Source organism: Microbulbifer elongatus (assembly GCF_020524885.1).
In the GTDB taxonomy this organism is placed as follows: Bacteria; Pseudomonadota; Gammaproteobacteria; order Pseudomonadales; family Cellvibrionaceae; genus Microbulbifer; species Microbulbifer elongatus_A.
Genome location: NZ_JAIVKJ010000005.1, coordinates 127,543 through 147,268 on the forward strand (window position 1 = coordinate 127,543; position 19,726 = coordinate 147,268).

Here is a 19,726-nt window from a genome sequence, read left to right on the forward strand (position 1 = left end):
AGAAGAAGCGAAACCCTGATTTAATACCGGGTTTTACCCCTTACAGGATTTCTCGATAACACTAAAGCGGAGTTGTTTATGTTTAAATCAGTAAAAACCGGCTTGGGTCTGGCTTGCGTACTGGCAGTAATGGCCGGTTGTTCCAGCACCGACACCGATGACAGCGCCAACCAGATGGTTGAGCAAACCCCTCCTCCGGTAGTTGATGAAACTCCGGTTACCGAAACCGTAGTTCCGCTGGACAACGTCGTTTACTTCGACTTCGACCAGAGCCTGCTGAAGCCCTCCACCCGTGAGCTGCTGATCAAGCACGCTGACCGTATGCGCGCCTCTACCAGCGGCACCGTACGTCTGGAAGGTCACGCTGACGAACTGGGTACCCGTGAGTACAACCTGGCTCTGGGTGAGCGTCGTGCAAACGCCGTTCGCGACTTCCTGGTGCTGCAAGGTGTAAACGCAGCCAACCTGGAAGTGATCAGCTACGGTGAAGAGCGTCCTGCGCAGGAAGGTTCCAGCGAGAGCGCCCGTGCCATGAACCGTCGCGTGGTAATCAACTAATCCGGAAGCATGCAATTGTCTTTTCTGATTAGAAGTATCGCGGTAGCCGCAGCCTTTATGGCTGCGGCTTCGCCCGTATTCTCGCAGGCCCCGATTGTTGATCTGTCCAGTGGCAGCACCAGTAATCGCGGCACTGCAACGCCCCCGCCTCCTAGCTATCCCCACCTGGCAAGCCGCGCCGATACATCGGCTGGCAGCCTGCAGGCAAATCCCCAGGCCGAGGCCTACTACCAGATGCAGGTTCTGCAGCAGGAAGTACAGGAATTGCGCGGTGCGGTTGAAGAACTGAGGCACGAGGTCAAGCGGTTGCGCCAGCAGCGCACCGAAGACTACATGGACCTCGATCGGAGAATTTCCAAGCTGACCGGCGATACGCCGGCGAGCGACGCCCCGGTATCCGGCAATGCGGACGCAGATTCGGCCTCGCAGCAGCCCTCGGCGAACGGTAGCCCCGCGCCAGAAGCCAGTGAAAATGAGCGCGACCGCTACCAGGCCAGCTTCGGTCTGGCGCGGAATGGCGATTACGATGGTGCCAGCAAGGCATTCAAGAGCCTGCTCGATGACTACCCCAATGGCCAGTATGCCCCCAACGCCAATTACTGGCTGGGTGAAATAGCGCTGGTACAGGGCAATATCGAAGAGGCCCGCACCTGGTTTGTGGCATTGCTTGACGGCTATCCCAATTCCAGCAAGGTCTGGGACGGACGCTACAAGCTGGGAACCGTTTACTACCAGTTGGGTGACAAGACCAAGGCCAAAGAGTTGCTGGAGCAGGTTGCTGCCAGCGACCAGCGAGCCTCCGGGCTGGCGAAGCAGTACCTGAAGGAAAACTTCTAGTAGGCGACTGCCCTGCGCCGGCAGGGTGCTGGTTTTGTGATCAAAAAAACTCTATGATCCCGCGCCCGGGTGGCATTAGCCTCCCGGGCGTTTTTATATGGGTGTCCGGCGCTGCTAATCGCCGTTGACACCAGAGAGGTAGCTGCGGCGAGATATGGGTGAAGCAAACATAGAGCAATCCGGGATGGTTCCGACGAGCATCGACCTGACCGCTGAGTCGCTGCGGATCAGCGAACTCTTTTATTCTCTGCAGGGGGAGGCTCGGGATTCCGGACTGCCCACGGTATTTGTGCGTCTCACTGGCTGCCCGCTGCGCTGCACCTATTGCGACTCCGAATATGCCTTCTATGGCGGCGAGCGTATGACGCTGGCGGAAATCTTGCAGAAGGTTGATAGTCACCCCGCCCGCCACGTGTGTGTTACCGGTGGCGAGCCGCTGGCACAGCCCAACTGTATCCCGCTGCTGAGAGCCCTATGTGACGCGGGCTTCAAGGTGTCACTGGAGACCAGTGGTGCCATGCCGGTGGATGCGGTAGATCCCCGGGTCTCGCGGGTGGTGGATTTGAAAACCCCTGCCTCCGGCGAGCAGTCCCGCAACCGGATGGAGAATATTCCGTTGTTGGGGCGCCACGACCAGGTCAAGTTTGTGATCTGCGACCGCGGCGATTACGACTGGGCCAGGTTTACCCTGGACCAGTATCAGCTGGCGGACCGTGTCGGCGAAGTGCTTTTTTCCCCGAGCTACGAGCAGTTGGCCCCGCGCCAATTGGCGGAGTGGATCCTGGAAGATGGTCTACCGGTACGTATGCAGATGCAGTTGCACAAACTACTGTGGGGCGATGTGCCCGGGGTCTGAGCGCGGGCTAAACCGAAACCTGAGAATATGGATTGTGCTATGAGTGACAAGAAAGCTGTCGTTTTGCTGTCTGGAGGACTGGACTCCGCTACCGTTCTCGCCATGGCTCGCGCCGAGGGCTATCAATGTTTTGCACTCGGGTTTGATTACGGTCAGCGCAGCAGCGCGGAGCTGATGGCTGCACAGCGGGTGGCCGCGGATCTTGATGCCAGCGAGCACAAGGTGGTTAAGCTCGACCTTCGGGTCATTGGTGGCTCGGCGCTGACCGACGACAACATTGATGTGCCGGAAGAGGAAACCTCTGGTATTCCGGTCACATATGTGCCCGCGCGCAACACCGTCTTCCTGTCCATCGCTCTGGGATGGGCCGAGGTGCTGGGGGCTCAGGATATTTTTGTGGGCGTGAACGCCGTTGACTACTCTGGATACCCGGATTGCCGACCCGAGTACATCGATGCCTACGAAAAAATGGCTAATCTGGCGACAAGGGCCGGCGTTGAGGGCAACAAGCTCACGATACATGCGCCGCTGATGAAGATGAGCAAGGCGGACATCGTCAAGCGCGGGACGGAGCTGGGTGTTGACTATAGCCTGACGGTGAGCTGTTACCAGGCGCAAAGCGACGGTGCGGCTTGTGGTCGCTGCGATAGTTGCCGCCTGCGCGCTGCGGGCTTTGCTGAGGCAGGGCTGGAAGATCCTACGATCTACGCCTGAGGGCATACCTTGGCTTCCGCCAAGGGCGCTCGTTAGCTTGGGTCCATGGCTCCTTGCGGCCTCAGCTGAGGGCTCCTAAGCCCTTATATTTGCAGGTAATTTTTTTGTAATCGGGTCTTGTGTTTTCGAATTAGATCCGTAAGATACGCAGCTCCTCAGGTTGAGGGGTCAAGGGTCGTTAGCTCAGTTGGTAGAGCAGTTGGCTTTTAACCAATTGGTCGCTGGTTCGAATCCAGCACGACCCACCATCTTCCCTCCTGTTGCTGGCTTTCCGAAGCGTTTTTTCGAGCCAGTAACCATTAAAGAACCTGCCGCAAGTCGGGTTATACAAGTAGTTAGCCGAGCGTCGACCGATAGGGTAGGTGTCAGGCAATCTTAAGGGTCGTTAGCTCAGTTGGTAGAGCAGTTGGCTTTTAACCAATTGGTCGCTGGTTCGAATCCAGCACGACCCACCATTTCCTCAAGATTATCCCCCCCAAAAAAATTTCAGGGCAGTTCGGTGCCACGGCTTCGCGACCTTAGAATTTCCTGTGCAAAAGACCACTGGTTCGCGGTACCTATTCCCGACTATCGTCCGTCGGCTATCGTTTGCGTAGTCCGGCGAAATTTTTCCGGATCGGTATAATGCCGCCTTTTCCCGGCAGTATCAGAGACTCATGACAGACAGCAGCGAAAAAATTGCCAGCAGCCCGGCGCCCAATGCGATTGATGCGCGTGACTTCATCCAGGATCACCTGGCGCACCCGGCAGTGCACGAATATAGCGAAGAGGAGTTGAACCTCTGGCGCGAGCGTATCAAACGTCTGCTGAAAGAGCAGAATGCGGTGCTGGTTGCCCACTACTACACCGACCCGCTGATTCAGCAGCTGGCCGAAGAGACCGGCGGTTGCGTGTCAGACTCGCTGGAGATGGCGCGCTTTGGTGCCCAGCACCAGGCGGATACCCTGATCGTGGCCGGGGTGAAGTTCATGGGGGAAACCGCCAAGATCCTCACCCCGAACAAGCGCGTATTGATGCCGACCCTGGAGGCTACCTGCTCTCTGGACCTTGGCTGCCCGATCGAAGAGTTTTCCGCGTTCTGCGATCAGCACCCAGACCGCACGGTAGTGGTTTATGCCAATACCTCGGCGGCGGTAAAGGCGCGCGCGGACTGGGTGGTGACATCCAGTATTGCGCTCGACGTCGTCGATCACCTGGACGCCCAGGGAGAGAAAATCCTGTGGGCGCCGGACAAGCATCTCGGTAGTTACGTGCAAAAGCAGACCGGCGCTGACGTTCTGTTGTGGGACGCTGCGTGTATCGTGCACGAGGAATTCAAGGCGAAAGGGGTGGCGGACCTTAAGGCGCTCTACCCTGATGCGCTGGTGCTGGTACACCCGGAATCCCCGGCGGCAGTGGTGGAACTGGCAGACGTCGTCGGCTCCACCTCGCAGATTATCAACGCGGCGAAAACCCGCCCCAACAAGCAGTTTATTGTTGCGACGGATCAGGGCATTTTCTACAAGATGCAGCAGGAGTGTCCGGACAAGGAGCTAATCGTTGCGCCTACTGCTGGCTCTGGTGCGACCTGTCGCAGCTGTGCAAACTGCCCGTGGATGGCCATGAACTCGCTGGAAAATCTGTGTGGGGTTCTTGAGCGCGGGGACAACGAAATTCTTGTCGATCCGGAGCTGGGCAAGCGGGCGATGATACCGCTGCAGCGGATGTTGGATTTCCGCAAGCCTCTGGACTGAGAATAAAAAAGAGCGGCAATTACCGCTCTTTTTTTTACAAACTCAGGAAAAAATCAAAGCTCTTTTGCCTTCTCCTGCATCTTGATCACATCTTTCATCCGCTGTTCCAGAATCGCATGGGTCTGGTAATCGTTCTTGGCCAGGCGCACACCGTGGCGCAGGTGTTGTAACGCCTTGTCGAACACGCCGTTGAGAATGTAGTACTCCGCGCGGGCCTCATGCACACCGACGATATCGCCAGCGAGACCGTGGGTTTCCGCGAGTAGATACCAGACAGCGGGATCCTTGCGGCGGATACGACTGTGTTTTTTCAGGATGCGCTCGGCGGCCAGGTAGTTGCCGGCTTTGAAGTGCGTATTCGCCAACCCCATGATCAGCGCGTGGTTTTTCGGATTCTTGTTCACCGCACTCTGCAGGCGCCGGGTAGCGCTGCTGTAGTCATGGCGCGCTACGTCGACATCGGCTCGGGCGAGGATAAAGGCGTCTTTATCCGGCTCCTTGTCCAGTAGCGGCTGAAGTGTTTCCAGTGCGGTATCCGGTTTGCCGGCGGCGGTTTGCGCCAGGGCCAGGCCGTAGCGGGCGGCATCTTCGTTGTCATTGATACCGCGCAGCTCTGCCTGGAAGCGCTTCACCGCCTGCTGCGGCGTGGCCTCGGCGTTCACGCGGATACGCGCGCGCATGAGGTGGTACTCGCGGCTATCCCGCAGAGGAACCTTGTCCATACGGTTGGCGCGCAGCTTGGCATCTGCGATCCGCTTTTCTGTCACCGGGTGGGTGAGTAGGAACTCGGGTGGGCGACGGTAGTAACGGGTCGCCTTGAGCATCTGTTCGAACATCTCGCCGGCGGCCTGTGGATCCAGTCCCGCCTTGGCCAACGTTTCAATTCCGACCCGATCCGCTTCCTGTTCGTTCTGGCGCGAGAAGCGCAGTTGATTGTCCAGTGCCGCGGCCTGGGTGGCCGTCATGGCGGCGAGCCCCGCATCGCCCCCGGCGGTGGCTGCCAGTACCAATGCGCCGAGCATCCCGGCCAGAGTCGGTATGGTGCTATTGCGCTGGGCTTCTAAAGAGCGGGCGTAGTGGCGCTGGCTGAGGTGCGCCAGTTCGTGGGCGAGTACTGAGGCAAACTGGTCTTCGTTCTCAGCGAACAGGAACAGGCCTGTGTGCACACCGACCACACCTCCGGGTACGGCGAAGGCGTTCATGGTGTCGTTGTTGACCACAACGACATCGAGGCTTTTGTCTTCCAGGGGGCTGTATTCGGCGAGGGACTTGAGGGAATTCTCCACATACTGCTGCAGTAGCGCGTCGCTGGAGGTGCGCACCTGGCTGCGGAACATGCGCAGCCACATTTGACCAAGATCCTTTTCCCGCGCTCGGGATACCAGGCCGCTGCTGGAATCTCCCAACTGCGGGAGCTGGATGTGGTGGTCGTCCTGGGCGGTGGCGGCGATGGGAGCGGTGCCCAGCAGCAGGCCGGCAGCCACGCCGGCAGTACCCCGACACAACCGCTGCCAGCGGCGCTTCCAGGGTTGGCTGAATGATGTAAGGATCTCGGTCATATTCTCTACTGCGCCTGCCGGGTTGCCCACCGCTAACACTATACGTAACCCTGTGAGACTGTCGAGGTTTTGATCAGTTTCGCGGTAAAAGGTTCTGCTCGATGACCCATTGACCGGGAGGCGCCGTTATAATTCGCGGCGTTAACGGTTCTTTACTACATCAACGTATTATGACCAATAAGTCAAAGGTCGCTGCGGCAGCCGCGGAGTTTGATTGGGACTCTGCTTACAGGGTAGATGCCCGGGGCCTTCCCTGCCCGCAGCCTCTGCTGGCGATGCGCAGGGCGATGAAGCAACTGGCGCCGGGGGCGCTGTTACACCTGGCGGCTACGGATCCAGCATCTGAGCGGGATATACGCAGCTTTTGTGCGCTCAGTGGTGTACCGTTGCTGCGTGCTGAAACCCGCGGGGCGGAGTTTCACTACTGGCTGCAACGGGTGGCCGAAAGTAACTAAATAAATAACCTTGTCGGTTGAACTACACAATCAGACAAGCACCGTATTTCGAGAGAACAGGTTTCTATGCTTGCGATTATTAGGGGTTGGATAAATCGCTATTTCAGCCAGGAAGAGGTAGTACTGCTGGTATTGCTGCTACTGGCCGCCATGGTCGTTCTGGCGACACTGGGGAGCGTGCTGGCGCCAGTGTTGGCCGCACTGGTGATCGCCTTTCTGATGCAGGGAATGGTGCAGCGGCTACAGTCGTGGAAGGCGCCACACTGGTTGGCGGTTACTATCGCCTGTCTGGTGCTGGTGGGCACCATCGTCGGCCTGCTGTTTGTGGTGATGCCGATCATCTCGCGCCAGACGGTACGACTGTTTTCCGAGCTGCCGAACATGATCGATCGCGGGCAGGAATTGCTGTTGCTACTGCCTGAGCAGTACCCGCGCTTGGTTTCTGCGCAGCAGATTGATGAGATCTTTACCACGCTGGGCAGCGAACTCGGAACAATGGGGCAGACGGTGTTGACCTTCTCCCTCGCCAACCTGCCGATACTCGCTGCCGTACTCATCTATGTGGTGATTGTGCCAATTCTGGTATTTTTCTTCCTCAAGGATTCGAACAAGCTGCTGGGCTGGTGTGCATCCTTTCTCCCCAACCAGCGACCGATGCTGCGCCAGATCTGGTACGAGATGAACGACCAGGTCGCCAACTATGTGCGTGGCAAGGTGATCGAGATCGCCATTGTGGCGGTGGTCAGCTACATCGCTTTCCTGCTGCTGGGTGTTAACTATGCGTTGCTGCTGGCGGTTGCCGTGGGCCTATCGGTACTGATTCCGTATATAGGCGCTGCTGTGGTGACCATTCCGGTGGCGGCCATTGGGCTCTTCCAGTGGGGCTGGAGCAGTGAATTTTTCTGGCTTATGTTCGCCTACGGCATGATCCAGCTGCTGGATGGCAACGTGCTAGTGCCGATCCTGTTTTCCGAGGCGGTAAACCTGCACCCGGTAGCCATCATCCTCGCGGTGTTGGTGTTCGGTGGAATTTGGGGATTCTGGGGTGTGTTCTTCGCGATTCCTCTCGCTACGCTGACAAAGGCCATCCTGAACGCCTGGCCTACCAGCGAGCACCAGGCGGAATGGCAGGCACGGGAGGGGTTGGAGGCACCGTTGGTCGATGCGCCAATGGATTCCGCAGACGAAACGATCCGCGACTGATCGCTCGCGCGAGCCCACAGTGAGACTGCTGCGAGTACGCAAAGAGGCTGTCTCGAATCGTCCCGATTTGCTAGAGTTCGCCGCCTGTTTCGGGGGTAGTCCCGATTAACCAATTAGGAAATTCCATGAGCCTTGCCGACAAAGTACTGGCAGTAAACAACGACCTGCCAATCCGCACCGACAAGCCTGTTCACAGTGGCAAAGTCCGCTCCGTCTACTGGTTGACTGAGGCGGACAGCCGCCGCCTGATCCAGGAGAAGGGCTACCCGGTGGCACCGGATGCACCGCTGGCAGTCATGGTGATCTCCGATCGTATTTCCGCTTTTGACTGTATTTGGACCGGCGAAGGCAACCTGCGCGGTGTGCCGGGCAAAGGCGCGGCGCTCAATGCGATTGCCAACCACTGGTTCAAGCTGTTCAAGGAAAAGGGGCTGGCGGACAGCCACATCCTGGATATCCCGCACCCGGCGGTGTGGATTGTGCAAAAGGCGCGCCCAGTGATGATCGAGGCGATCGCCCGCCAGTACATTACCGGTTCCATGTGGCGTGCTTACAGTAAAGGCGAGCGCGAGTTCTGCGGTATTCAACTCCCCGATGGCCTGAACAAGGACCAGAAACTCCCAGAGCTGCTGATTACCCCCTCCACCAAGGGAATCCTGAAAGGGATTCCCGGTGTCCCCGAGGCGGACGACGTCAATATCACCCGCAAAAATATCGAAGACAACTTTGCCGCGTTCAATTTCCGCAGCGCCGGGGATATCGGCCGTTACGAGCAGCTGCTGAAAGAGGGCTTTGATGTTATTTCCGCAGAGCTGGAAAAACTGGACCAGGTATTTGTCGATACCAAGTTTGAATTCGGCTATGTGACGGATGTGGATGGCAATGAAAAGCTGATCTATATGGACGAGGTAGGTACTCCGGATTCCTCGCGCATCTGGGACGGCGCCCAATACCGCAGTGGCCAGGTGGTGGAAAATTCCAAAGAAGGTTTCCGTCAGGCTCTGCTGAATCATTTCCCGGACCCCGACATCCTGCTGAACAAGGATCGTATGGACGAACGCGAAGCGTTGGCCAGGGACAACGAGCTCCCCGAATCCATGTTGATGGACGTGTCCGCCACTTACGTGGGTATCGCGGAAAAGATCATCGGTGAGAAGCTGGAAATCTCTGATAACCCCAAGGCGGAAATCGTCAAGGTGTTGCGAGAGGAATACGGCCTGATCGAATGACCGCTTTGTGAGGAATAAAAAAACCCGGCAAGCTTGCCGGGTTTTTTCGTTTCGGAGGCTGGAAAACAGCGGTCTGGAAAGTCAGGCGGCTTCCAGCGCCTTTCTCACACTCGCCAGCTTCACACACAGTACAAAAACCGACATGGCGGTATCCAGCTCTTCCAGAGGCGGGAAGCTCGGGGCGATACGGATGTTGGTGTTCTCCGGATCTTTTCCATAGGGGAAGGTGGCGCCGGCCGGGGTCAGTTTTACTCCCGCTTCAGCGGATAGGCGGATCACTTCCGAGGCCACACCCGGGCGGGTATTGAAGGAAACAAAGTAACCGCCAAGTGGCGTCTCCCACGTGCCCACATCGGAGTCGCTGAAATTTTTGTCCAGGTGATCCAGTACGCACGCGAACTTCGGGCGCAGGATCTCCGCATGCTTCTGCATGTGCTCCTTAAGCTGGGTCAGTTCAGGGAACAGGCGCGCGTGGCGCAGCTGGTTGACTTTGTCCGGGCCGATGCTCATGGCCGACATCTGCTGCTTCAGAGATGCCAGGTTCGCGGGGCTGGCGCTGACGAAGGCGACACCGGCACCGGCATGGGTGACTTTGGAAGTGGAGGCAAACTGCAGTACCGAGTCGGCCGTTTCATTGCCCAGGGCTGCGTCCCGGATATTCGGAAGCGCAACTTGATGGTCCAGGTCGTGGATCGCGTAGGCGTTGTCCCAGAAAATACGGAACCCCGGGTTGGCGATCTTGCCCAGTTGCGCCAGGCGGTCGACGGTGTCCGCGTCGTAGGTAACGCCGGTTGGATTGGAAAACTTGGGTACACACCACAGACCGATAACCTGGTCGTCTTCGCGAACCTTCTTCTCCAGCACATCCATGTCCGGGCCTGTGGCGGTCATCGGTACCGTTTCCATCGCGATACCCAGTTGTTCACAGATGGAGAAGTGACGGTCGTAACCGGGCACCGGGCACAGGAACTTGGGTGCGCTCATGTCTTTCCACGGCTGGTTGCCGGCAAAACCGAACAGGTAGCCGGTGAGTACCGCGTGATACATGAGAGTCAGGGAGCTGTTGCCACCCGCGAGAACCTCTTCATATGGAACCTGCAGTATATCGGCCCCCAGTTCGCGGGCCACGGCGATACCTTCGAGGCCACCGTAATTGCGGGTATCGGTACCGTCGGGTGCGCGATAGTCGCCGTTGAGAATACCGTCGAGGTCGTCGGACAGGCTCAGTTGATCCGCCGCCGGTTTACCGCGGGTAATATCCAGGCTCAGGTTATGCTGGCAAATACGCTGGTACTGTTGCTCCAGCTCTTTTTCCCATTGTTGCAGCTGTTCGCGTTGGGCGGTGTCGATACGCACGGAAATTCCTCTCCTGTTGACTGGTGTTTGCGGAGCAGGAGCTTATCAGGCGCGGACAGATGGCGTCATGTTTTCTGACATTTTTTTAACGAAAATCCCGGTAAAAACAGGGTTTATTGGCAGAAAATTTGTTTCGGGTGAAACGGTATGGCATCAATCCATTTTTATTCGGACTTTGGTGTTGTTCTCCATGACACTCAGTGTTCCTGGGCAGCGAGGATCCGAAAGTCCGAGGCATAATCGAGCAGGCTGGATTTCAGGTGGGCACGCTGCTCTGGGGTGGTACTTTTCAGTACGTCACCGGCCAGTGACCTGGCCTGCGCACGCAATTGCTCCTGCATCTTGCGGTAATCCTCGGGCCACAGCGACTGCGGATTGATGAGCATTTCCCGCAACTGACTCTCATACCCCTCAGGCTTGCTGCGCAGTGTTCCAATAAACTGTTTTGCCCACAGTTGGCGTTGCGCATCCCGGCGCTTGGGGTCAAACGTGGTGGTGGCTACCTGGTGATCGATCATGGCATCCTGCTCCGGGGTCAGGTCGCCAAGCCAGCGTTCCGCCTGTTTGCGAAATTCTTTTTCCCGTTTACGTTTGGATTTTTCCCACTTCTTCAGGGATTCCTCGCGCTCCTCGCGCACGTTTTCCTCCAGCCGGTCAATTTGTTGATCGTCCAGCTGAATCACCAGCGGAAGCAACAGGTCACTCAGCATTACCACCGATGAGTGCCAGAAGGTATCCACCTGGTCTTCGATGTGTTTCAGCTTTTTCAGGTTGGCGTCGGGTGAATCGACATCGGCAGCGAGTGATTCAAGATAGGCAGCGTAGCGGGGCAGTTGAGTCTGGCGATGCCAGCGGTGGAATTCGTCCACGCGCAGCGACAGCAGGTCTTCCTGGGCGCCATCGAGGTCGAGGTATTTATTGAGGTTTCGGTCCATCCACCAGTCGAGGTGGCCGTAGACAAGGCGCACACTGGAGCAGCCGCTGGAAAACAAAAGCAGCAGCGCCAGGGCGGCGCAGAATAGGCGGAGGATCGATGGCGGTCGGCTCAGTGCTAGCTGCTGCGTTAGCTGCTGTGCCAGGTGCCGAGTGAGGTGAGAGGCATTCATGGCGATAAATATAGATCCTGCCCGACGCCTCCGCGACTTTCATACGCTTAGTTGATCCAGACTTCCACCCGGCTGTTTTTGACCGGTCCGTGTTCGCTGTCCACGGTCAGGGGCGCAAAGGCTCCAACAGACATGATCTTGCTGTCGCCCATCTGGTGACTGCGGAGTAGCGCGCCCTGTACTTTGAGGGCGCGAAAGCGGGAAATCAGGTCGGATATGTTCTGGTTGGACTTGCGGTCGGAGAAGCCAACTAGTGTCAGGGACAGGTCGCTATTTTTTTCTTCTCCCATAAAGTCCCGCAACCTTTGCAGGTCGCGCAGGGCGCGGTTGTCGAGTTCGGTGCTGCCGTCGGCAAAACGAAAGGAAATGCTCAAGCGCGAACCGTTTTCCATCAGCTGGCGGTAGTTGTCTGGCGCATTGGCATAGGGTGCCACTTCCAGCGCCACTGGTGTCAGATTGATAAATCCGATATCCGCCACCACCTGCTGGCCGTTTTGTGACTCGACAAATTGGATAAAGGCATCCACATGGGCATTGAAGCGCCCCGGATTGCGGTAGAGGTAGAGTCGCCGGGTGAGGGGGAAGTCCTCGGTGGCGATGATGCCACGGTCGGGCACCACAGCGGCGAGGTCACCAGACTTGATTGCCACCTTGTGCAAGCCATGCGCGTCGGCAAATGGCAGGTAACCGATGGCGGCGCGATCCTGCTGTACCAATGAGCGAGTCTCGTGGTTGCCTGATACTTCATAAACAAAGGGTTTGGCACTGTGGCTGCCGCCGAACACTTCGGCGTCAAATGTGGCCCTTGTACCGGACTCGATATCCCGATGCAGTGGCCGGATGGGCAGGTTGGGGCCGCCGAGCTGCGCCCAGTTTCGAATTTCTCCGCGGTAAATCTGTGCCAACTGGGTCATGCTGAGCTGGGAAACCGGATTGTCCCTGTGCACGGTTACCACCAATGCATCCAGGCCGATCACGTGTTCTGCCTGTGGCCCGGTGAAGTCGCCAAAACGGGAGAGTTTGGTAACTTCTTTGGGTTTGATCTTGCGCGAGGCCATGCCGATATCGGCGCTGCCTTCGTCGAGTGCTTTAAAACCTGTGCTGGAGCCGAGGGCAATGATTGGTACTACCACCTTCTCACCCTTGAGTCTGGCGTGGATCCAGTGCTTTTCACCCTCACTGCGCTGCGCAATATCCGTAGCACCAATGGTGTGCAGATAGCTTTTGACGTGCGCGGGAGCAAGGTCGGCACCGATAGTGTTTGAACCAGTGAGGCGGAATAGGGGCTTCGCGCTTGGCTGGGCTGCGGCATCACCGCAAGCCAGCAGAAAAAGTGCGGCGGTAAAAAGTACAGTGGTCAAAACTGATAATGATGCGCTCCTGATGACTCGCCGGCGTCCCATCGATCTCCCCTTGCAGGTTCCTGTTTCTATTAATAGCTGTTACGGCAGCCCACCGATTCCGTGTGTCTGCTCTTCCTGTAGGCGCGCGCTTTATCGCAGAAAAGTGTGACGAAGTTATTGCAATCAGAGTGAACTGATGGCGCCAGAGTCGGCACATCCTGACCTGTGGCCAGGATGTGCAGGGATTTTGGGTGGGTGTTTGTTTTTTGTGCTCTAGTGCCGTAGTCTGCCGGCTTAACCGATTTTTGCGATAGTTTGGTGCCGCTTGAAACGGGAAACGGACATACAATTAGAGAATTCACGGTTTTTTTTGAAAAAGGGCATGACAACGCTGTCATTTGTCTTGTAGTATTTCTCCCATATTGGCACAGGCGTCAATCAAGACGTCGAGTCGGATCACCCTGGGGCGCAAGCAATTGCGGTGGGGAATCCGGTAAGGACAGATAACAATAGAAAATCTTAGGGGCCGGTTCAGATGGTTGCTTTGAGAGACAGCAGGGACATACTTTACGTTGGCGTCGATGGAGGTGGCAGTAAATGCCGGGCTTCCATTTTCGATGCGGACAATCGCCTGCTGGGTACCGGCGTTTCCGGACCCGCTAATCCCCTTCATGGTTACGCCCAGACGATCGATTCCATTGTGCGGTCCGCTGCACTGGCGGTAGCCGACGCGGGTATGCCTGCGGAAACCATGGGCGAACTGGTCGCCGGTGTCGGCCTGGCCGGCGTGAACATGCCCCGTCTCTACAATGAGATGAATGCCTGGGCGCACCCTTTCAAACAGATGTTTCTCACTACCGATCAGCACTCCGCCTGTCTGGGCGCCCATCGTGGCGGCGACGGCGCAGTCATTATCGCTGGCACCGGATCCGTGGGTTACTCCTGGGTAAATGGCCGCAGCGAGATTGTCGGCGGTCATGGCTTCCCGCACGGCGACAAAGGCAGTGGTGCCTGGCTGGGGATGGAAGCGGTGAAGTACCTGCTGATGGCGATGGAAGGCCTGGCTGCCGAGTCCATGCTGCAGCGAGAACTGCAGAAAGCCCTGGGTACCGATGATCCCTACGATGTTATCGAAATGATGGCGGGCAAACCCTCCAGTCAGTACGCCAAGTTGGCGGTTCCGGTTGTGGAATGCGCTGAGGCGGACTGTCCGGTTGCTGTATCGATCATGCGCGATGGTGCGGCTTATATCAGCGATCTTGCGGAGAAACTGATGGAAGGCAAGCCGCCTCGCCTGGCCATGATCGGCGGCCTGGCGCCGCGTCTGAAGCCCTGGCTCAAGCCCCAGGTGGCGGAGCGGGTATCCGATCCACTGGATCCGCCGGAGCTGGGGTGTGTCTACTTTGCGCAACACTCCCTGGCCGCATTGGCGGATGGCGAATCTCGCTCGGCGGACGACGTCGATGCAAAAGCGCTCTTTGGATAAGCGCGCGGACTAGCTAGAACACACAGGTTATTACACAAGCGTTGTAAGACCACAAAAGTCATACGGATTTACGGACAGATTTTTATGAGCGCAGTGACTCCTGCGGAGGCCAACAAGGCGGATACATCTATGGCGATGACAGTAATGGAGACCGAGGCACGCGAGGCCCCGAGTCGAATTGCCGAACAGCTGCAAAATAATGCTCCAATCATGGACGCGCTGGGTGAGCGCCTGCGCAACAAGCCGCCGCGCTTCGTGATGATCGTGGGCCGCGGCTCTTCTGACCACGCGGGTGTGTTCGCGAAATACCTGATTGAAATTGAAACCGGCACGCCCACTTTTGCGGCGGCACCGTCCGTTTCCAGTGTCTACGGCAAGAAACTGAAGCTGGAAGACGCACTGGTCATTGTTATATCCCAGTCCGGTCGCAGCCCGGATATTCTGGCCCAGGCGCAGATGGCGAAGGACGCGGGTGCCTACACCGTAGCCCTGGTGAACGATGAGACCGCACCAATCAAAGATATTGTCGATCAGGTGATCCCCCTGAAGGCGGGGCCGGAGCTGGCCGTTGCGGCGACCAAAAGCTACCTGTGCACCCTGTCTGCAGTGCTGCAGCTGGTTGCCAACTGGACCCAGGATGCGGAGCTGAAGGCTGGCGTGGAGATGCTGCCGCAGACACTGACCGACGCTATCGAGTCCGACGTGCAGCTGCGCCCGGAAGACCTCGCTGCAGTGAAGAACCTGGTGGTTCTCGGCCGCGGCCCCGGTTATGGCATTACCCGCGAGCTGGCGCTGAAGTTGAAGGAAGTGTGCAGCGTGCATGCGGAATCTTTCTCCAGCGCGGAATTCCTGCACGGTCCTGTCACTCTGGTAGAACAGAAGCTGACCGTGGTCAACGTGCCCATTGAAGACGAATCCTATCAGGCCCACAGCGAGCAGATCGCCGACATCATTCGTCGCGGCGGCACCCTGATCAATCTGCATGTGCCAAGCAAGGGCGTGCATCCCCGCGTTGCACCGCTGGCGCTGCTGCAGCGTTTCTATCTCGACGTGGCCCACGTCGCCGTCAGTCGCGGTATTAACCCGGACGAGCCGGCGGGCCTGAAAAAAGTCACCCAGACTGTTTAATCGCAGTCAAAGGTCTAGCGGGATACGGAGCGGGCAAGTGGTACAGGCATTTATTGCAGACAGGTTATTCGACGGCGAGCAGCTGCACACCGATGTGGCGCTGACCATTGAGGGCGGCAAGGTGGTTGCGCTTGGTGGCGAGCCGGCAGCAGGTGCGGTGCGCCTCAAAGGCCTGCTCGCGCCGGGATTGATCGATGTTCAGGTCAACGGTGGCGGTGGAGCATTGTTCAACAATGACACCACTGTGAATGCCCTCGGAAAAATGTCCGCGGCCCATGCCCAGTTCGGCACCACCGGGTTTATGCCCACACTGATCACTGACCAGGTGGACGTGATGCAGAAGGCCGCCGATGCGGTCAGCGCTGCGCTGAAGGAAGGGGTGCCCGGAGTTCTCGGGGTGCATTTTGAAGGGCCGCACCTGAGTACGCCCAAAAAAGGTACTCACGAAGAAAAATTCATTCGCCCGCTCAGCAGTGAAGAGTTGGCGATTTACGCCCGTGAAGACCTCGGTCTGAAAATGGTTACCCTGGCGCCGGAGAATGTCTCAGCGGAAGATATTCGCAAGCTGGTCGATCTGGGGGTCAAGGTCTGCCTGGGGCACTCGAATGCCGATGGCAAAACGGCAGCCGCTGCCGTGGCCGCCGGTGCGGCGGGCTTTACCCACCTGTATAACGCCATGTCGCCACTGCACTCGCGTGACCCGGGTATGGTGGGCACGGCACTGATTAGTGACAACTGCTGGTGTGGCTTGATCGCGGATGGGCACCACGTGAGTGCTGAGGCCATGACCCTCGCGTTGAAGGCCAAGCCGCGCGGCAAGATTATGCTGGTGACGGATGCAATGTCACTGGTGGGTAGCGATGAGAAGAGTTTTCCACTGTTCGACCGTATCGTGACCCGCGACGGTGACAGGTTGACCTCCACCACCGGAGAGCTGGCTGGCTCGCACCTGGATATGATCGGCGCGGTGCGCAATATCCGCGACTGGTGCCATGTGGAGCTCAGCGAAGCCCTGCGTATGGCGGGGCTCTATCCCGCGGAATTTCTGGGCACTGACCTTGGGCGCATCCGGGAAGGCGGCGCCGCAGACATGATTTTATTGGATGACGATTTACAGGTTCAAAAGACCTGGATCAGCGGACAGGAAGTGTTTTCCGCAAATTAATACAACCCGATGACGAACTTAATCGACGCTAAATAACGATAATTAAAGGTGAATCTATGAATACCGCAGTTATCAGCCAGAGTGAAACGCGCAGCAGCGTTTTGCCGATGACCATCATCGGTCTGCTGTTCTTTATCTTTGGCTTTGTAACCTGGCTGAACGGGGCTCTGATCCCGTTCCTGCAAACCATCTGCGAGCTCAGTGCCTTCCAGGCCATGCTCGTGGCTTCAGCGTTTTACATCGCCTACACCGTGATGGCGCTGCCCATGGCGGCGATTATCGAGCGCACCGGCTATAAAACCGGTATGGCGCTGGGGTTGGCACTGGTTGCCGTTGGGGCACTGATTTTTATTCCCGCAGCCTATAGCCGTATGTTCGGCATCTTCCTGCTGGCCCAGTTTGTGGTGGGTTCCGGTCTCACCATTCTGCAGACCGCTTCCAACCCCTACGTGGTCAGAGTGGGCTCCGCGGATACCGCCGCGGTACGTATCTGCATCATGGGCCTGCTGAACAAGGGTGCCGGTATTGTTGCGCCGCTGGTCTTTGCCGCGCTGGTGATGTCTGGCATTAGCGGTGTGAGTGACGCCGAGCTCGCCGCACTGACCACTACCGCCAAAGACGCCAAGCTGGATGAGCTGGCTGGCCAACTGGTAACCCCGTACATCGGCATGGCTATTCTTGGCCTTGTGTTGGCGGTTGCGATGATGTTTGCACCGCTGCCAGATATTGAAGACGAAGTGGTTGAAGGCCAGGAAGAAATGGCGGTAAACCTGCCGGCACTGATGAAGTTCCCGCAGCTGATCCTGGGTTCCATTGCGCTGTTCTTCTACGTGGGTGTGGAAGTGATTGCCGGTGATGCCATTGGCCTGCTCGGCAAACAAGCGGGCCTGGATACGGCCGTCGCTTCCGTCCTGACTTCATACACCATGGTGTTTATGGTGCTGGGTTATATCTGGGGCACCATCGCCATCCCGCGCTTTATCAGCCAGCAGACTGCGCTGTTGATCTCCGCACTGCTCGGTATCGTATTTACCATTGCAGTGATGGCCGGCTCTATGGAAAGCACCGTAATGTCCTCTGCGACCCTAGCCCTGTTCGGTCTGCCGGAAATTCCGAATGCGGTTTATTTTGTTGCACTGCTGGGTTTTGCCAACGCTATGTGCTGGCCGGCAATCTGGCCGCTGGCGCTGGAAGGCCTGGGCAAGTTCACCTCCAAGGGTGCCGCCCTGCTGATTATGGGGATTTCCGGGGGCGCCGTGTTGCCGCCGCTCTACGGTCACTTTGCCGACACCGGCGACGGTCAGCTGGCTTACGTGATCTCGATCCCGGCTTACCTGTTTATCCTGTTTTACGCTCTTAAAGGGCACAAGATGCGCAGCTGGAAATAGTGGTTACCGTTTCCCGGCCGTATCGCAATCAGTCAGTTTTGTACGTGTTTAGGACGTTGTTTTGAAAAGGATGTTGGTTTTCTGAACTTCTTTACGAAGTTTCTCTCTTTGGTTCTCGTCATCTTTGCCCTCCTAGTGAGGGCTTTTTTTTGTGCGGGAATCGCCGAATAGCCGCTGCGCGGTTGCCTGGCGATCCTCAGGTTATGGAGGTGCTTCTTTTTAGGTGGGGGAGTCGCCGGTGGAGTCGCGCACCAGTAGTTCCGGTACAAACTTTTTCATGATGCCCGCATCCTTGTTGGCGGCGGCAGTCTCCGCGGCGCTTTTGCTACGGGCCTTGTTCAGCACCAGTGCAGCGGCGCATTTGGCGATTTCATTGTTTGGCTGGTGGGCGGTGGTGAGCTTTGGCCAGGTCTGGCGGGAGAAGGGGCTGTCCTCGAAGCCGACAATGGAAAGCTGCGCCGGAATTTCGATATGCATCAGCCGTGCGGCGAACAATGCGCCGGCCGCCATTTCATCGTTACTGGCAAAAATTGCGGTGGGGGGATTGTCCTGCTCCAGCAGGTGTTTCGCCCCGGAGACGCCGGAGTCGAACGAGTATTCGCCGGGCACGATGAGTTCCGGGTCTATGGTGATCCCGGCTTGTTGCAAGGCTTGTTTATAGCCGTCCAGACGGCCGTGCGTCGAAATGTGTTCCTCGCCACCGCAAAGGAAGCCAATGCGTTTGTGACCGTGCTCGATAAGGTGCTTGGTGATGTCGTAGGCTGCCGCCGCGTCGTCGACCTGAATGCAGTTGTCTTCATCTCCTTCGGCGGCGCCGCTGGATACGATGCGAACATAGTCGAGCCCCAGTTTTCTCACTTCGTCGATTACCGACTGTGTCTCGGAGAAGGGTGGGGTGAGCACAACACCGGCCACCTTGGAGTGCTCGACCAGGGCGCGCAGTTCATCATTGACCGTATCAGACTTGGAATTGCTCGGGTGGATCAGCAGTTCGTAACCGCGGGCCTTGCAGGCCTCGAGGATACCGTTCTGCATGTCGATCACGTAGTAGGCGTTTGGGTTGTCATAGATCAGCGCAATGGTATAGCTGCGGGTGCCCGCCAGATTGCGCGCTGCCAGATTGGGTTGGTAGTGGAGCTCCTCCACTGCGTCCATCACCTTCTTGCGTGTGGCGGGTCGCACAGAGGGTTCGTTATTGATAACTCGGGAAACGGTCTTGATTGACACCCCGGCCCGCGCGGCCACGTCGTTGATGGTGCTCTTCATGATCGGCAATGTTCCTTATCCATACCCAGCCGCGCAGTTTACCCGTTTGGGAGCTGTGGGACGATGGCTTTATGGTCATTTGTTTTCACTTTACATCGAGTTTCCCGCAAAACCGGCATTTTCACGGCGGTTACCTTCAAGTTTAGGGGACTTAAGCCTTTGACGCTGCGACTACGGATGCCTTGTCGGCGCACCATCTTGTGCTGGGCTTGAGTTTTGAAAGAAAACTACAAACTCGATTGACAGGGTTTGCCGGCTGTGTGACCCTTTTGCCAAATTGACAGCGTTGTCATTCGCTTGTTTGGTGGCGGGCTGGCCCGGGGTTCAGGCGTTGTCGATTGGGT

The 19,726-nt window shown here is 57.5% G+C and carries 17 protein-coding genes and 2 tRNA genes; 14 read left to right on the forward strand and 5 right to left on the reverse strand.

Features of this window, described 5'->3' with window-relative positions; genetic code table 11:
• Positions 1-78 precede the first annotated feature (78 nt).
• From pal to nadA, 7 genes are all read left to right on the forward strand, one after another.
• Complete coding sequence (gene pal / locus LC059_RS16190) at positions 79-558, forward strand: peptidoglycan-associated lipoprotein Pal (RefSeq protein ID WP_226704913.1); 480 nt, start codon at positions 79-81, stop codon at positions 556-558.
• Between the two features lie 9 nt (positions 559-567).
• Positions 568-1,395, forward strand: coding sequence for a tol-pal system protein YbgF (gene ybgF, locus LC059_RS16195; RefSeq protein WP_226704914.1), 828 nt, complete (start codon positions 568-570; stop codon positions 1,393-1,395).
• A 184-nt stretch (positions 1,396-1,579) separates the two neighbouring features.
• Positions 1,580-2,251, forward strand: coding sequence for a 7-carboxy-7-deazaguanine synthase QueE (gene queE / locus LC059_RS16200; protein ID WP_226704915.1), 672 nt, complete (start codon positions 1,580-1,582; stop codon positions 2,249-2,251).
• Positions 2,252-2,290: 39 nt separating this feature from the next.
• Positions 2,291-2,965 carry a 7-cyano-7-deazaguanine synthase QueC gene (queC, locus tag LC059_RS16205; protein ID WP_226704916.1) on the forward strand — a complete coding sequence of 225 codons (675 nt, stop codon included), beginning with the start codon at positions 2,291-2,293 and terminating at the stop codon, positions 2,963-2,965.
• Between the two features lie 172 nt (positions 2,966-3,137).
• Positions 3,138-3,213, forward strand: a tRNA-Lys gene (locus LC059_RS16210).
• Between the two features lie 131 nt (positions 3,214-3,344).
• A tRNA-Lys gene (locus tag LC059_RS16215) sits at positions 3,345-3,420 on the forward strand.
• A gap of 201 nt (positions 3,421-3,621) precedes the next feature.
• Positions 3,622-4,698 carry a quinolinate synthase NadA gene (nadA, locus tag LC059_RS16220; RefSeq protein ID WP_226704917.1) on the forward strand — a complete coding sequence of 359 codons (1,077 nt, stop codon included), beginning with the start codon at positions 3,622-3,624 and terminating at the stop codon, positions 4,696-4,698.
• A gap of 53 nt (positions 4,699-4,751) precedes the next feature.
• On the opposite strand, the gene LC059_RS16225 is transcribed toward nadA, so the two are convergent.
• Entirely contained in the window at positions 4,752-6,257 is a 1,506-nt protein-coding gene (locus LC059_RS16225) for a M48 family metalloprotease (protein WP_226704918.1), read from the reverse strand.
• 170 nt (positions 6,258-6,427) lie between these two features.
• Between LC059_RS16225 and LC059_RS16230 the strand changes: the two genes are divergently transcribed.
• From LC059_RS16230 to LC059_RS16240, 3 genes are all read left to right on the forward strand, one after another.
• A complete protein-coding gene (locus tag LC059_RS16230) occupies positions 6,428-6,712 on the forward strand; it encodes a sulfurtransferase TusA family protein (RefSeq protein ID WP_226704919.1) in 285 nt (94 codons plus the stop codon).
• A 66-nt stretch (positions 6,713-6,778) separates the two neighbouring features.
• Positions 6,779-7,915, forward strand: a complete 1,137-nt coding sequence (locus tag LC059_RS16235; protein ID WP_226704920.1) for an AI-2E family transporter — start codon at positions 6,779-6,781, stop codon at positions 7,913-7,915.
• Between the two features lie 125 nt (positions 7,916-8,040).
• Positions 8,041-9,144 (forward strand): phosphoribosylaminoimidazolesuccinocarboxamide synthase, encoded by a 1,104-nt coding sequence (locus tag LC059_RS16240; protein ID WP_226704921.1) that lies wholly within the window; start codon positions 8,041-8,043, stop codon positions 9,142-9,144.
• Between the two features lie 81 nt (positions 9,145-9,225).
• On the opposite strand, the gene LC059_RS16245 is transcribed toward LC059_RS16240, so the two are convergent.
• The 3 genes from LC059_RS16245 to LC059_RS16255 form a co-directional block, all read right to left on the reverse strand.
• Positions 9,226-10,500: an aminotransferase class I/II-fold pyridoxal phosphate-dependent enzyme gene (locus tag LC059_RS16245; RefSeq protein ID WP_226704922.1), complete on the reverse strand. Its 1,275-nt coding sequence runs from the start codon at positions 10,498-10,500 to the stop codon at positions 9,226-9,228.
• A gap of 197 nt (positions 10,501-10,697) precedes the next feature.
• Positions 10,698-11,606, reverse strand: a complete 909-nt coding sequence (locus LC059_RS16250) for a DUF6279 family lipoprotein (protein ID WP_226704923.1) — start codon at positions 11,604-11,606, stop codon at positions 10,698-10,700.
• Between the two features lie 47 nt (positions 11,607-11,653).
• Positions 11,654-12,967 (reverse strand): PstS family phosphate ABC transporter substrate-binding protein, encoded by a 1,314-nt coding sequence (locus tag LC059_RS16255; RefSeq protein ID WP_226704924.1) that lies wholly within the window; start codon positions 12,965-12,967, stop codon positions 11,654-11,656.
• A gap of 517 nt (positions 12,968-13,484) precedes the next feature.
• Between LC059_RS16255 and nagK the strand changes: the two genes are divergently transcribed.
• The 4 genes from nagK to LC059_RS16275 all read left to right on the forward strand — a co-directional run bounded on the left by nagK (position 13,485) and on the right by LC059_RS16275 (position 18,116).
• Positions 13,485-14,435: an N-acetylglucosamine kinase gene (gene nagK / locus LC059_RS16260; protein WP_226704925.1), complete on the forward strand. Its 951-nt coding sequence runs from the start codon at positions 13,485-13,487 to the stop codon at positions 14,433-14,435.
• Positions 14,436-14,519: 84 nt separating this feature from the next.
• Positions 14,520-15,563, forward strand: a complete 1,044-nt coding sequence (gene nagB-II, locus LC059_RS16265) for a glucosamine-6-phosphate deaminase NagB-II (RefSeq protein WP_226704926.1) — start codon at positions 14,520-14,522, stop codon at positions 15,561-15,563.
• A 37-nt stretch (positions 15,564-15,600) separates the two neighbouring features.
• Positions 15,601-16,728 (forward strand): N-acetylglucosamine-6-phosphate deacetylase, encoded by a 1,128-nt coding sequence (gene nagA / locus LC059_RS16270; protein WP_226704927.1) that lies wholly within the window; start codon positions 15,601-15,603, stop codon positions 16,726-16,728.
• A gap of 56 nt (positions 16,729-16,784) precedes the next feature.
• Positions 16,785-18,116 (forward strand): sugar MFS transporter, encoded by a 1,332-nt coding sequence (locus tag LC059_RS16275; RefSeq protein ID WP_226704928.1) that lies wholly within the window; start codon positions 16,785-16,787, stop codon positions 18,114-18,116.
• Between the two features lie 219 nt (positions 18,117-18,335).
• Here the strand turns inward: LC059_RS16275 and LC059_RS16280 are convergent, their stop codons facing one another.
• A complete protein-coding gene (locus tag LC059_RS16280) occupies positions 18,336-19,382 on the reverse strand; it encodes a LacI family DNA-binding transcriptional regulator (RefSeq protein ID WP_226704929.1) in 1,047 nt (348 codons plus the stop codon).
• Between the last annotated feature and the right edge of the window lie 344 nt (positions 19,383-19,726).

Coding starts and splice junctions, on each gene's coding strand:
- pal (WP_226704913.1), top strand. CDS start 79: ATGTTTAAATCAGTAAAAACCGGCTTGGGTCTGGCTTGCGTACTGGCA.
- ybgF (WP_226704914.1), top strand. CDS start 568: ATGCAATTGTCTTTTCTGATTAGAAGTATCGCGGTAGCCGCAGCCTTT.
- queE (WP_226704915.1), top strand. CDS start 1,580: ATGGTTCCGACGAGCATCGACCTGACCGCTGAGTCGCTGCGGATCAGC.
- queC (WP_226704916.1), top strand. CDS start 2,291: ATGAGTGACAAGAAAGCTGTCGTTTTGCTGTCTGGAGGACTGGACTCC.
- nadA (WP_226704917.1), top strand. CDS start 3,622: ATGACAGACAGCAGCGAAAAAATTGCCAGCAGCCCGGCGCCCAATGCG.
- LC059_RS16225 (WP_226704918.1), bottom strand. CDS start 6,257: ATGACCGAGATCCTTACATCATTCAGCCAACCCTGGAAGCGCCGCTGG.
- LC059_RS16230 (WP_226704919.1), top strand. CDS start 6,428: ATGACCAATAAGTCAAAGGTCGCTGCGGCAGCCGCGGAGTTTGATTGG.
- LC059_RS16235 (WP_226704920.1), top strand. CDS start 6,779: ATGCTTGCGATTATTAGGGGTTGGATAAATCGCTATTTCAGCCAGGAA.
- LC059_RS16240 (WP_226704921.1), top strand. CDS start 8,041: ATGAGCCTTGCCGACAAAGTACTGGCAGTAAACAACGACCTGCCAATC.
- LC059_RS16250 (WP_226704923.1), bottom strand. CDS start 11,606: ATGAATGCCTCTCACCTCACTCGGCACCTGGCACAGCAGCTAACGCAG.
- nagK (WP_226704925.1), top strand. CDS start 13,485: ATGGTTGCTTTGAGAGACAGCAGGGACATACTTTACGTTGGCGTCGAT.
- nagB-II (WP_226704926.1), top strand. CDS start 14,520: ATGAGCGCAGTGACTCCTGCGGAGGCCAACAAGGCGGATACATCTATG.
- LC059_RS16275 (WP_226704928.1), top strand. CDS start 16,785: ATGAATACCGCAGTTATCAGCCAGAGTGAAACGCGCAGCAGCGTTTTG.
- LC059_RS16280 (WP_226704929.1), bottom strand. CDS start 19,382: ATGAAGAGCACCATCAACGACGTGGCCGCGCGGGCCGGGGTGTCAATC.